9 protein-coding genes are annotated in these 14,433 nt (G+C 46.3%); all 9 read right to left on the reverse strand.

The annotated features are described in order from the left end of the window. Nucleotides 1-27: 27 nt before the first annotated feature. Nucleotides 28-345, reverse strand: a complete 318-nt coding sequence (locus RUMCAL_RS13340; RefSeq protein WP_021683515.1) for a hypothetical protein — start codon at nt 343-345, stop codon at nt 28-30. Continuing rightward, nucleotides 345-2,657: a BREX system Lon protease-like protein BrxL gene (gene brxL / locus RUMCAL_RS13345; protein WP_242823521.1), complete on the reverse strand. Its 2,313-nt coding sequence runs from the start codon at nt 2,655-2,657 to the stop codon at nt 345-347. The genes RUMCAL_RS13340 and brxL overlap by 1 nt, the downstream gene beginning before the upstream one ends. 125 nt (nt 2,658-2,782) lie before the next feature. Then, entirely contained in the window at nt 2,783-5,356 is a 2,574-nt protein-coding gene (gene pglZ, locus RUMCAL_RS13350) for a BREX-1 system phosphatase PglZ type A (RefSeq protein WP_021683517.1), read from the reverse strand. Next, a complete protein-coding gene (locus tag RUMCAL_RS13355; RefSeq protein WP_021683518.1) occupies nt 5,353-6,243 on the reverse strand; it encodes a BREX-1 system adenine-specific DNA-methyltransferase PglX in 891 nt (296 codons plus the stop codon). Before RUMCAL_RS13355 ends, pglZ begins: the two co-directional genes overlap by 4 nt. A gap of 11 nt (nt 6,244-6,254) precedes the next feature. Then, a complete protein-coding gene (locus RUMCAL_RS13360; RefSeq protein WP_021683519.1) occupies nt 6,255-6,872 on the reverse strand; it encodes a phosphoribosyltransferase family protein in 618 nt (205 codons plus the stop codon). Between the two features lie 13 nt (nt 6,873-6,885). Further along, nucleotides 6,886-9,396: a BREX-1 system adenine-specific DNA-methyltransferase PglX gene (gene pglX, locus RUMCAL_RS13365; protein WP_021683520.1), complete on the reverse strand. Its 2,511-nt coding sequence runs from the start codon at nt 9,394-9,396 to the stop codon at nt 6,886-6,888. 8 nt (nt 9,397-9,404) lie between these two features. Beyond that, nucleotides 9,405-12,893: a BREX system P-loop protein BrxC gene (gene brxC, locus RUMCAL_RS13370; protein ID WP_021683521.1), complete on the reverse strand. Its 3,489-nt coding sequence runs from the start codon at nt 12,891-12,893 to the stop codon at nt 9,405-9,407. A gap of 13 nt (nt 12,894-12,906) precedes the next feature. Then, nucleotides 12,907-13,506: a DUF1788 domain-containing protein gene (locus RUMCAL_RS13375; protein WP_021683522.1), complete on the reverse strand. Its 600-nt coding sequence runs from the start codon at nt 13,504-13,506 to the stop codon at nt 12,907-12,909. Continuing rightward, nucleotides 13,475-14,086, reverse strand: coding sequence for a DUF1819 family protein (locus RUMCAL_RS13380; RefSeq protein WP_021683523.1), 612 nt, complete (start codon nt 14,084-14,086; stop codon nt 13,475-13,477). The genes RUMCAL_RS13375 and RUMCAL_RS13380 overlap by 32 nt, the downstream gene beginning before the upstream one ends. Between the last annotated feature and the right edge of the window lie 347 nt (nt 14,087-14,433).

Here is a 14,433-nt window from a genome sequence, read left to right on the forward strand (position 1 = left end):
CATATTGTCTAACAAAAGGGGAGCATTTCAATATCGCTGCATCTGCTCTGCACTGTTTTTCAGCCGCCGATAAAATGTCTCTGTTTTCTCAGACTTTGTGACATAAACTTTGATTTTCTGAAAATCGGGAAAACGGTCAATATCGTTCCTCAGCTTTCCAAAATCCAATGTGCTCACATCGATCTCCTGACCAATGGTCTTATCTGCAAGGCTGCGTATTTCACGGATCATTACTTCACTGCGTTCATACGGCTGCGGAAACATCATATATCCGCATACCGGACAAGTACAGCTTTCCTTGCTTTCTTTCACCGTTCCACAAGCAATGCATTGATATTTTTTCATCACAGATCAACTCCCAGTGCAATCTTTGCTGCCTCAAGCGGTGTTTTATAAAAGCCCACTGCAATCTCTCTTTTCAATTTATCTGAAAGGAGCATATAGTTATCTCGGCTGCTTTCCGGCAGAAGAATTTTTTTTGCTCCTGCATTTACTGCCGCAACAAAAATATCTTCCAGCATCGTAATCACCGGCATTGTTTCACCGGACATCACCACTCTGCCGCAAATCACCATAGAAGGCAATATAGGGCGATTTGCGAGTGCCGAATACAGGCCAACAACCTCAGCCACTGATACTTCGTCACTCACATTCCGGTTCTGCAAATCGTTATAATACAAGCTGTAATCAAAACTGGAAGGGCTGCCGTCGATCAGCTTCTCACTGTTCTCCACAAAATAGTGAAATGCCGCAGTCAGACTGTCACGCACGCTTTTCGGCGCCCCCGCAAGTCCCTCTACATTCCGGAAATTGAATTTGCCGCTACCCTCAATCAGCTTATTTTCAAAGCGGTAAACACCGATATGTCCATCAATAGAGCTTCCAATGGCATAAACATAACCCGGCTTTCCAAAACTCTCCGGAATCAGGGAACCACTTGCGATCTCCGGCAGATCCACAGAAAATTCTTCTCCGGTGTCCAGATCGATATACCCCAGCATCACATCACTGAACTCTGCCGGATTCATTTTCCGGAGCTGTTCCTTGACTCTGCGGCGGCACTCGATCGCATATTCCAACAATTCTCTTGCCTCTTCCTTTTCGATGCGCTCGTCCGGGTAGATCAATTTTGCAAGTCCTGAAAAAGTCCGTCTGACTGCGGTATCATCACGGGTATTGAAATTATTGTTCAAAGCGAAATATTCCCCAAATGAATTGGTGAAATCATACTTTCGCATGGCATGACAGAATTCAGAAAAGCAGTCGGAAATCAGTCCATAACGGTTCGTAAACAAGCTTGCCCTCAGTTTGGGCGTTTCCCATCCCGGAAGATAGGCGTGGATTCTATCAAAAAAGGCGGAATCGTTGTTGAACGCCTCCGGAAACGGTTCAAATAAATTGGTAGTTCGCAGCATATCTTCTACACTGCGGAATGTGTTTCCCTCAAAAGCGATAGACGCATCGGAGTTGATCGAATCGCTGCCTCTTGCAAAGCTGCCGTTCGCCATGTAGTTTTTCATGATCTGAATCATATCGCCGGAGGTGTTGGTAATGCCGCCAACCTCATCGAACGCCACACAATCCCAATTTCCAACAAGTCCCACACGATGAGATGCCATATTGTAAAACATATTGGATACCGTTGTATGACCGCTGCTCATCAGGATCGAGTACGGAGAAAGTTCGCTGTAAGCATGCGATTTTCCGGTACCTCTCGGTCCCAATTCCACAAGGTTATAGTTTTTCTGAATAAACGGCACAAACCGCAGCAGATAGTGCAGTTTCTGTTTTTCGCTCAGCTCTTTCGGCTCATAGCCAGCAGAGCGTAACAGAAGTGTGATCCATTCGTCTTTGGTAAATTGCTTTCTTGCCTCGAAGATCTCGTCAAGATCCAGGTTTGCCATTTGTATAGGTTTCAGTGCTGCGATTGTAAAGGGCGATTCATATTTTGACTTTTTCTTTTTCCGCTTTCTACCGCGTTTCTTTTTGTTGCCGTCAAAAATGTCTTCTTCATATTCCTCCTCTTCATCATCTTCCTTTTCAAGCCCTACATATTCAATCTTGATAATACACCAGATGCCGCCGATCAACAGCTTTTCATTATGTGTTACCAGATCAGAATTCACCTCAAAATCCTGCAGATCCAGATTGGTAAAGCTTGCAACATATTTATCCTCAGATTCATCCAGCCTGACAGTCACCTTATCGATCACAGTGTACTGCCCGTTTTCCTTGATTTTTGATTTTACATAATCACTTTGATCCGGACGCACATAGTTCTCGCTAAGAATCTTCTTGATTTTTTCCAGGCCAGTCTTGATTGCATCCTCATCATCTGTGGCACAGTACATTCCCAGCAGATATTCCAATACATAAGTCGGAACATTTGCGCCCTTTTTCATAAGGGATGTCAAGTCTTTACGAACAGACTTGCCAGGAAATGCTGCAATTACTTTCCTATCAAATTCATCCATGATGATTCCTCCCATTGCATTTTGATTTGGAACGTGCAGTTCCATTTCCAGCTGTTTCTGTGCTGCCTGATAATCCGGTGCATTCCGCTTTTGCGAATGTCGATAATGACATATGCGACCTTTTCCGTTGGAGGACAACAGTATCTTTGCACCGATCGCTCCAGCCCAGATCAGCTGTTTCACTGCCTGATTTCCTTCCCGGTTTTGTTTTGCCCGCACTTCACGCCTAGTCGTTCCTTGTATGGTCACCCAGGGACTTCTCATTCCGCCTTTTACTTTAAATTTTCTTGTTTTCATTGCGGTTTCCCCTAAAAATCAAAATCATTGGAGAAAGCAATCTTTACGGAAAATTCTGTCCGCTCCATGATCTCGCCGGTTTCCTTGTCCACAATATTCAGATAATACGCCGCACTTCCATCAAACGCAACGCTTTTCAAAGTGAATCTAACATGGAATACCCGATCCTGCGGCTCGCTGGTTTTATCGGCAAGCAGCGTTTGCACATTGCTCACAGGATTGGAAAGTTCGTCACACAGATAGATCTCATATGTTGCAGGAACCGTTTTTCCGCCAACTGCCTCGCTCTGCATAAAGTCAAGAGAAAAAATGTTGTTGCTGATTCTTCTTGTCATGCTGAGCAGCTTGACAGAAACTTTCTTGATGTCTACAAATTTCTTAGAGGTTTTTGAGATATTCTTGAACGTGATGACCGGCACACAGCACTCCTGCAAAGACACACCGCCGTGAACAAAATTACTGCCGCCGCCCGGTTTCTGAATACGGACATTTTCACAAGGTGTAAGACCGACCAACTCTTCCGCATACTTTTCCATAGAAATGCTCATAAGAACATCTGACTTGCCGGCATTGTCTGTGAGCAGATACCGTCTGCCCGTTTCCAGAACATCTTCAGTGACCAGACTGGTGCTGATCTTTTCACTTTCTGCAAGCGGTTCATAGGAATACAGGAAGCCATGATCAGCAGTAATGAGAATATTAGAGCCGCTCATAGAGTTGACGATCAGACGCACCAGATTTTTGAGTTCCTCCATAGCATCGGCACAGGCCTCAAAAACTTGATTTTCTGTATTCGCCTTATCCCCCACTGCATCAATGATATTGTGATAAATGTACACCACTTCTGCACCGCTGACAAGTTCCCGCCGCTGGGATTGTTTCATGGCGAGCAGTGCTTCATATGTCACCGCACAGTTTTTCAGATTTTTCCCTTTTAGAATCTTATCTCTGTTTTCTGTCCCATCTGTAGACACTCCATCACACAGCACTTTCATGGTATCAGTAACCGTCAGTGTCTTGTGAGGCAGCAGTGCCGCCATGCCGAATTTGGTGATACTCGGGAAAACCGACTGCATCGCCGACAGCTTCGCCGTGCCGTTCGTTTCCCGCAAAAGCTTTTCTGTCAGTTCTGCCGCCACCTCATAACGCAATGCATCAGAAATAATCACAAACACTCTGCTGTCATTGGTGACTGGCTGCACAATTCTCCGATAAAAGTCGCTTTGCTGCGGAATACCCTGCAGGGAAAATCCGTCCGCAACAAGCTCTCGGATCAGTGCATTCCAGCTGCCGTTCAGTTCTGACAGATACCAGTTTTTGTAAAGGTTCTCCGCAGTGACCACAGCGCCCTTGAACAGGTCGTCCAGCGCTCCCGACGCACTGACAAGACTTTTCCGGAAGTCCATATGCAGCCGCCGATAGTATGTATCCATATGATACAACTCTTTGCAGTAGGCATCCCACAGTTCCTCATATATCCCGAAGTGAAAGCCTGCAATATGGGCATGGTGAAACTCCTGCATTTTGGCAATATTGTACAGCCCGTCATACAAATAGGCATATCTGCCATACCACTTGGATGTGCGTCGGCTCTCAGCGATTTCCAGAATTTCCTCTGTCTTGATGACATTCTCCGCGATCTCCTGCATAAATCTGCCAATGATTACCTCGTCGATACAGGGCAGGCTGTCCAGACGCATCAGCACTGCCGTATCCACCTTTTCCAGACGCTCCACAAGCCGCATCCGCTCTGTGATGTCATCGGCGGTCTCGAACAGCTTTTCCTGTTCCGCCGAGGCGTTCCACTCGTCAAGGAAGGCATAGCACGCCGGCTGGTTTTCCGGAGAGAGATACTTCTCCAGCCCAGCCAGCACACGCTCCTCCCCGATGGCAGAAAACGCCGTCAGCAGGATATGTGCGGCGAGGTCAAACAGCACATACTTCTCATCGGCATAGCCCGTATACCGTGCCGTCATCTCCTGCAGTGCCTGCATGCTGCCAAACTTTTCGATCTGCTCCAGACAGGTGTTGTCCTCGTTGTACAGCGAATCGCAGAGTATCGCACGCAGGACACCGTTGACGGTATTGTGTCTGGTATTGCACAGCACCGCCATAATGTCGATGTGCAGCTGTCCGGCATTCTGGTACTGCGTCCCCAAGGCGACAAGCTTCGCTGCACGTTCCTTGCTCTCGAAAAATTTGCCGTAGTGTTTCATTGCCCGCCGTAGCTGAGTGGTCTGGGGAATGTGCAGCTCGTCCATCTGCATGGAAACCAGATCGGCACGGAATTCCTCGCTGTACAGCTGAATATCCCGCAGCCAGTTGTCCTCCCGCTTAGGATAGGTCAGCGGGTCATACACCAGATAATTGCTTCGGGTATCTGTTTCGCACAGGAGCATCTTCGCCGCAAAAAAATTGTCGCCGGTCAGTTTCAGAAGCTTCACGCCGGGAATGTCCAGTTCGTCCAGCATGCCCTCAAACTCCCGTTCGGAGTCGAACCAGAAGATGATCCGGCGTTCATAGCAGTCCGGCAGTTCCGCAGCGAACCGCTGGTTCAGCGAACGGTTTATGGTATCTATCGTCATTTTATCTTCTCCAGAATTTCCGCAAATTTCGCATAGTTCACCTTTACGCCGTCGTCCAAGTCGATGTCGATCATGCGGTCGGCAAGGTGGTGGACTTTTTCCTCATAGGCGTTGATCTCGTCCAGCTGTGCGGTCAGTTTCTCCTGCCGCTTTTTCAGCTTGACACGCTCCGACGGTGCCGCCTGTTCCAGCTGTTCGCCCAGCATGGAAAGCTGCGTCCGGTAGCGTTCCTGCAGCTCGTGGACGTAGTCGGTGCGGACGGTGGCAACGGTGGTCTTTTCCCAGCGGTGCATATAGACCAGTGCCTTGAACCCGTGCTTTTTGCCGGAACTGAACAGCCAGTAGATGGGGCGTTTCTGGTAGATCTTGCAGTGGTCGGCGTAGAAGCCGGTGAGCAGATAGTTCCGGATCACCTCCCGTGGCGTTGCACCCTTTGTGCCGAGGGCGTCGGCGATAAACTTGAGGTTCTCCTCCAGGGTGTCCTCGCCGTAGACCGTTTTCACGAAGTCCACGATCTTTCCGGTGAGGTCGCTCTCCAGATAGTCGTCATCGCAGATGGGCAGCACGTTGTCTTTCACGGGAATGATGGTCTTGTACTTGCCTGTGTCCCACTCGCCGCCGGCGTAGCACAGCCCGTCCGCGTCCAGGGAATACCGCCCGAACAGGCAGCCCACGGCATAGCTTATCAGGCTCTTGATCTCACGGGTGAGGTCAGCACGGCGAACGGTCACGTCCCTGTCCTCCACCTCCGGTGTCAGCTCGTCCTGTAAGCCGTAGATGTCGATGAAAATGCGGTTGAGTTCTTCCTCGTTCGCCTTTAGCTTTTGGAAACGGGCTTCGCATTCGGATTCCCATTGTTTGTATTTGTCACTGATTCGTGTGCTCATGTTTATTCTCCTTATTTAAGCTCTTTAAGTGTATTATGCTTTCTAAAAAATATAACGGGAACAATTTCACAATGAGGGTTCTTTTCAGTGATTGCTTTAACACACTCTCTAAGAGTAGTTCCTGTTTCTAAAAAATCATCTATGAGTAATATTTTTGCATCTTCACCTATGTTTTGTTTACAGGTAATAAAGCCACTCATGCTGCCTCTTTTACCTACTTCCACATTTTTTATTTTACAGTTCAAATCTGTAGTCAATATATCCATGAACTTCAGATTCAACTTTTCTGATAATTTTTTTATTAATATTGCAAATCTTTTTTCTTTGGAATTACTCGGAGCAGGAATAATAAATTGACATTCTTCAATATCACTTATTGCAGATAGCTTGCCTATGATGTAACTTATAAGTTCATCAACAGAAGTTTTATCACCTTTATATTTATAATTGCGATATAAGCATGTAAATTTTGATTCCACTACATCATCAATAGAAAACGTAAAATCACCCTCATGATGTTCTAAGTAAACATATTCATTTAAGCTGTATATGCATTTGGGAATAGCGGCAGAGGTATGCCAATGAACTGTATTAAAATCAATTGGAATTTTTTCAATTAAATCCTGCATATATTTCCTCCTTTCACACCAGCGGATGCCTCTCAAAATCCCAAGAAGTTTCAAACAGATCATATTCTTCTTTTGAACAACATACGCAATTTTCAACTAAATCATCCACTATTGATATCATATTTTCCGGTGCTATAAAAGGAGTTGCTCGAATATCGTCAACATTCTTATTCATAGTTGCAGATACAACATTCAAAAAGACATCATTTATCTTGCTGTTCATCAAACCTAGTGCATATAAAAGTATATTCTCATCTGCAAAAGCACTGTGTGCTCCAGAACCAAAAATCGCTCCTTCATCTGACCATCTAAATGACAAAGCACCACTTGTAAGAGCCGACCATGTTATTGATTTTTTAAAATAAAACTGCGTATTTTGTATAGTTCTTGAAGAACATTTATAAAGTTCAATAGCATATTCCTTTATTTCTTCTCCATTGTTCTCATAATTTATCACCCATTCAAGGTTTCCATACCATTTTCTATATGCTCCGCCCTTGTTCATTGGATACCACTTTTTCGTGAAATCGCATTTTTTAAGCAGACTTCCCTTTTGAAAATCAATTTCAAACCATCGTCTCAAAAAGCGATTGTTATCTGAAGTAGCTAACCCATGTCTTGGGATAACAGTATCGCCAATTGGAGCATAGTTATAAGCAGAATATATTCTATCACTCACCCAATAAGCCACAGGCGAGCCGGGGATTTTGGAGAAGTTTTCCTGCTTGGCGGTGTAATACCCCATTCCTTCAAAGAACCACTTTTCTTTCTGGTCAACACTATCAACAGCACCCTGTTTTTCAAACAATCTCCGATATACACCAGTATACGCATTGATATGTCTTTTGGAGATAACAAAGGAAGTTGTTCCAAAATCCGACCCAAAAATCCCACGACCAAAATGAACCATATTTACATAGGTATTTCCAACTTCAATTTTCTTTCTCAGCTTTTCAAAGCTAGAGAGAAACATCCAAACAGGAATATTGATCATTGTATAATAACCGTTTTGAGATGTAAGTTGTCCACACCGTTCCATGAAGCACGTACTTAAATCGCTCTTGCTGTCCGGAAAGTTCTTCTTCACATAGTCCGACAGCACCGCATTCATGCCGGAGCTGCCCATATACGGCGGATTGGTGCAGACCACGTCATATTTCTGCGACAGAATCTTATAAAGCTTCACCATCGCTTTCAGCTGCACCTCGTCCAGCCCGATCGTGGGATGGAATGCAGCCACCATCTCGTCCAGCCCCGCCGGTGCTGTCACCGTCATCAGCGAACCATAGGTGTCGGCGAACTGGAACTGCTCCACAAACTGCCGCAGACTGCCGCTCAGCATGGAGTTATTCACGCCCATGACATCGGCGAAATTCGCAAGGTTCGGCTGGTTCTCCCCACGGAGAATGCGGCGGTTATACTGTCTTGCTTTCATCATCACCGCAAAATATGCCAACTGATACGCACGGCGGTCGATGTCCAGCCCGTAGAGGTTGTTCCGCAGGATCGACACCGCCGCATCACGCTCTGACCAGCCGCAGGCGGTGTAAATGTCCATCAGCACATCGAACGCATAGACGAGGATATGACCGCTGCCCATGCACGGGTCGATGATCCGGATCTGTTCCGGCGGTATCTCCCGATAGCTTTCCCGCAGCTGTTTCAGCTCCGCCCTGACAGCATCCTCCTGCTCCGCCTCTTCCAGATAATACTTCCAGTCGGCGTGTTCCGGCTTGCCGTGTCCCTCTGCCCACAGTCTGCCCAGGGAGTTTTCCACCATATACCGCACGATCCAGTCCGGCGTGAAAAGCTGTGTCGCCGCCGGAATATCCGCCGCACTGATCTTGACGTTTTTCTTCAGATTGGCGAACACCTTGTCCTTCGGCTCGGTGTTGTAGTACTGGTACAGCCAGCCGATGATCTGCACCTGATCCTGCCAGTCCGCTTCGGGAATGTCCTCCACCATGTGGGCGATGACGCTGTCCTCACGGAGCAGATTCTTCGGGAACAGCAGCTCCGTCCAGCCGCCGATGTGCTCGAACATCTCCGGCAAGCCCTCGTGCAGGGCGTTGCACTGGGTGATGATGATGTACTGATACAGCCGTTCGTTTTCCTGATTTTCCAGCAGTTCCAGCACCAGTGCCTTGTCCAGTCCGTCGATTTCCAGATTCACCGCATCTGTCAGCACCTCCGGCTTGAAGCTGCCGTTCTCGTCCGAGAAAATGCGGACGTGGGACGGCAGGTAGTTGTTCACCTCCATGAACCGCAGAGCAATGAAACGGTTGAACCAGGTGTAGGCTGCCTCTTCCATGGTCTGGACAAAGCCGTTCGCCCGAATCCGTTCGATCAGCTGGGCACGCTGGCTGCGTTCTGCGGCAGTCAGCGTCTGACCGTTGACTGATTCCTGTGCCGGGTCATTTTTGCCGTCCGCTGTGATCTCATATTCAAACGCCTTCTGTGTGACCGCCTGGATCAGCGTCACTCTTGCCGTTACGGCAAAGTTTTTTATCGCATTCTTGTTCATATTCCACCTCAAATAATATGCAGCACATCGTGTCCATCCAGTTTTTGCAGCAGCGTTTTCCTGATCTCTGCAACGTATTTGTCAACGTCCGCCTCGCTTTTCAGCTGCATGGTGTGGCAGATGGTGCTGCGGCTCATGGTCACGGTATCCACGTCCGGCTCTGCCACAACCACCAGCTTTTGCAGATACTGCTGCCGGATATTGCTGATCTGGATTTTCATCGCATCGAGACTCGTCAGCTTTTCCGCATGTTCAGCAGTGGTTCGCTTTTCCGTCAGTGCCGCATCTGCCCGCTGGACAATGTTCCCCTGCTTGAGCGTATCGGCGGTCTGGTAGATTTCACCCATGGCTGCACGAATCTCTCCGAGAACCTCCTCACGCTTTTGTGCCAGCAACTTTGCATAGGTATCCTGCACCTGCTGCACCAGTTCCGGCAGCTCGCTGATGTGCTTGTACGGTTTCGGCATGGCAAGGATCTCTCTGATCTTCGCGATGGCGGAAAGCGCATTATCCTCTGCCTGGAAATATTCTTTTTCGGTGTCTGCCAGTTTAACCTGCGCCCTGGCACTGTCAAAAATACGCTTCTGCACTCGGAAGAAAGTGTTTACGTCGGAAATATCCTCGGAAAAGTCCAGGAAATCATCCTGCATTTCCACTGCCTTTTTCAGCAGTGCGATGCTGTCGTTTTTCTGTGCAAGCAGCTTGTCACAGAGGGCTGCACCGTTTTCCACCACGTTTTTTCCGGGATATGCCGAGAAAGCGTATTCCTTTTCGAGCCGTTCCCGAAGCTCTGTCCGCTCTGCGTCAAACTTGTCTGTGATATAGCGAACCAGACCGTCCTCATCGTCTGGAATCGCACCCAATGTACAGTTATGATAATCGCTCAGAAATTCCCGGCACTTTTTAATCAGTGCCGTGGGTGGTGCAACCTTGAATGCAATGATCGCCTTGTCGATTTCTGTTTTTTTCCGCAGGTACTCTGTGATCTTTTTTTCACCAGACGGTACGACAGCACCGCCGTATTTCAGTACCAGTTTCTGTGATGCGATCAGTTCTGCAACAACTGCCGCAATGTCGATCTCTCGCCAGCCATAAGGGATCGCCTGATAACGTTTCTGAATATCTCCCATGGAGATCGGCAATTGTTTCATTTTCTGGATTTCCAGATACTGATACAGTTCCTTGACAGCTTCGGCATTCGGCGACTCCGTTCCTGCGAAGGTCATCTGCTGACTGCCGCTTAGAATTTGCAGAATGTCTGCGTCGCTGTCATAATTCTTCTTGATATATCCAAGCTTTGTGTAAACGCTTTCTACAAGAATACCCATTGCTCGCTCGACGCAGTCTTTCACCGAGGAAGTTTTCAGTGTCAGTTTATCACCGGCAACATACACTCTGCCGCTGGTGATGGCAGCAGAAATCAGTTCCTCTGCACGTTTTTCATGTGCGGATGCCTGGTTTTGTCTTGCCCGGATAATGCTCTGGATCATTTCCGGCAGCTGTGCCACATTTTTACTCTTGACATAGCGTCTGATCTTCATGGCATCTTCCAGTTCTTTGAAATAGGGTTGGCTCTCTGCCAGAACAATCATAACTTCATTGTCAGCAGCCGACCGCATCAGAAAAACAGAATCATCGGTTGTATAAATTTCTGATGCCACTGTGATAAAGTGCAGTGCAATAGAACCTGTCAATTGACCGATCACAGTTTCATCAATTCGCTGGTCGTAATGAAAATCATATTTGCCGTAACGGAACTTCTTGCTGACAAACAGCTTCCCGAAGACAATGTCCGAAATTGCTTTTGTGATAATAGCACTATCTACAGGCGTATTCCGAATCTCACGGGCAATGTCCTGTTCATCGTCTGTCAGAAATGTATAGGTATCGCCTGCTCTGGAAACATAGTTCTGCGATACCAGTCTGTCCAGCGACTGCTGAATTTCCAGGCGTGTGGAAATCTTATCCGTGCGAATGTCCTCAGCCATAAGAATACTAATATTTTCCACATTCGCTTTCATGTCGTCCACATAGCGTACCAGGTACAGCAGCTTCAGAATATTGACATCGTATGGTTCAATGCCGTCATGATGATCGGCAGCGTCCTGACAACGATCAATGACACGGCGAATCGAACTTTCCAAAAAGGTGTGAACAGTGTCATAAAACAGATAGAACGGCACCAGTGCATATTCATCCTTGTCCTGGATCGCCTGTGCTGCCTCCTGAAAACCGGAAAGCATAGAGCGCTCACCGCCGGAAAGATGCTTTCCGGAATTTCCGTGTTTCCGGATCTCTGCAAGCACATTCTGCATCAGCCGGAACTGATACGGCACAAAGGGATATGTTTCTATAAATTCACCCTCGCCGGAATAACCTTTCAGATCCAGTATCGCACGGCTAAAGGTAAACAGATTTTTCAATACCTGTTGATTTTTTTCGTATTGCTGCCGGAGCAGTTGTTCTGCGGTTTCTGTTTTGGCAAGAATACGCTTTTTGATGACTTCGTCCACCGAGGAAGAACTCAGACTCAGCCGGGTGTTGAAACGTCCTTGTATTTTCGAGAAATCGTTTCCGCTGATCTTGGTAATGCTGTCAATTGCCTCCTGCGAGGTCACCATGACCCACACTCTGCCGCCGCACTGTGTACCGATCTCTTCCACAATCGTCTGCAGATTCAGCATGAGATCAGAATCCGAACCGATGTACTGACCAACTTCATCGATCATAAACAGCAGCCGGTTGTCCTTGCCCTTACGCTCTACATATTCTTTAATTTCCTTGACAAGCTGCTCAATACTCAGCTCAATCTCTTCTTCCCCGTTAAACCAGTTGCGTGCCGCAGTTTCACTCATGTCCAGTGCTTCAGACATTGCTGCTACAATGTCATCCTCAAAAAAAGCAAAGGACTCACGAGAATCCTCCCATGAACCGCCATTGATATTTGCAAAGCATTCCCGAAATTGTTCTGTCTTTCCGGATCTTGAAATGAACTGCTCCAGTTTTGCGACTTTCAGATCATTGCCGTAAAAGCCCTGATGCTCGTAAAATACCTTCGCAAAAACACGCAGGATCGCCGTTTTATCTTTTGTCAAAGGACTCTTGGAATCAATGTTGAAAAGAATTGTTTCTGTCGGAACCTTGACGCAGTTTTCCAGCTGGGCATACATCATCGGATCGTCAAATTTATCTGCAAAATACTGCACTGCTTTTTTTCCGCCAACGGTACGATTGGAAAGCAAATAAGAAAGCATCTTCAAAAAGTGTGATTTACCGCTTCCAAAAAAGCCGGAGATCCACACACCGATTTTGTCGGTCGGCTGCTCCAGCGAATGCTCATAGTGATTCAAAAAAGTATTGAAATGACGCCGCAGTTCCTTTGTGATGACATATTCGGACAATTCCTGCACCATAGAGCGTTCATCGTCCTGTGCCACTTTAATGACACCGTTGATGTCACGATTGATGTCTGACTTGTAGATATTTCGTAATTGCATGAGAAGTCCTCCCTTAGATCATATTAAAAGCACGATAATAGTTCCCGTCCTGAAATTCATCAAAAAGTGAAAGCTCCTGTCCATTGTATGTACCGGGATAGAGCAGCACAACTGGAATGTCTGAAAAGATATGCTGCAAATTGTCCAGAATATTGTGGGAACGCATAAACGGATAAACCTTTCCCACACCGGTAATCAGCAAAATGTCCCCATGCTCGTGGGGTGCATACTGCATTTTTTTTACAAAATCTTCCGGCGAAATTGCCTTTTGCAGTTGCTTCAAGAGATATTCTGAGCCCTTCTTTTTCTCCATAGATGGAATGCTTTTCAGAATACGCTTTTCCTCACATATTTGCAAGAAAATCCGATATAGATCACATTCTTTCAGATGAAACGACTGATTTCCCGTTTGGATCAGATCCGAAAAAAAACTGGAAACCCGCATTTCTTCCTTGGGATCGTAGCAAAATACATGAATACCGACTTCGTTGGACAATCCATGGTTGCTTAAAAACACCTCATCTGAAAATCTCTTTGTTACTTCGTTCAATTGATAAATAATATGATTCATCGCTATACCCTCAAATAAAACAATTAAATGCAGCAAGTGCATCTGCGTCCCCTTTTTTACGTATTGCCTCGTCCAACTCCGGATAAAGATATACTGGCAGCAGGTTCTGCGACCGCACCGTTTCCAGATAACCACACTCCGCCAAAAACCGCACCAGAACTTGTTTCAGCTTTTTTCGTGTCGATTCGCTCCACCCATTCACAGTGGAAACTTTCTCGGAAAGTTCCATAAAAAACACATTTACATCCTTGGCAGAAAAGTCAAGTTCCTGTGAACGATATTTCTCACCGATCACCTCCGTCATGAAATCGTACACAATGCGATTTTCGCACATGATTGCATAGAGGTTGATCTGCTTTGCAACATCCAGCGAAGCATTTGCCAGATGATATACAAGCTCCGGCGCATTCATGGCATCAATGCGCTTAAAGCAAGTGTTCGTGATGCTTTTTATCATCTTTTCCGTCGGAAACTGAAACAAATTTTCAGTAGATATTACATGATATATTTCGTCACAGCTTTCCCCTTGCAGTATCAATGACGAAACGGTTCGGATTTCGTAAAATAAAAACTGTTCTCTGGTGAGACTGCCACTGTAGTGATTTCCTGCCACTATTTTCACATCCTCCTTAATTCACATAAACATATCAAGAAAGCAATGTTTTTCTCAAAATTGATCCTTTTGAGAAAGGTCAAAGCCGAAAGCAGTTGCTAATATTTTATTCTTGACTTTTTAAGACACTATAATTAAATTTATTATACCATAAAAGACGGCATTTTTCAATGTTGCTTTTATTGGTTTGTGAAAATGTACTATATCTAATTCTAACAATATGGATAAAATGCACATGTCACTGGAGGAATTATGGTTATGGCTGAACAGATTACAAAAAGAAAAGACGGGCGCTTCATGGGGCGATTTATTATCGGGCAGAAAAAAGAGAACCAATGAGCGAGGGAAAGAAGAAT

The organism is Ruminococcus callidus ATCC 27760, from assembly GCF_000468015.1.
Lineage (GTDB): Bacteria > Bacillota > Clostridia > Oscillospirales > Ruminococcaceae > Ruminococcus_C > Ruminococcus_C callidus.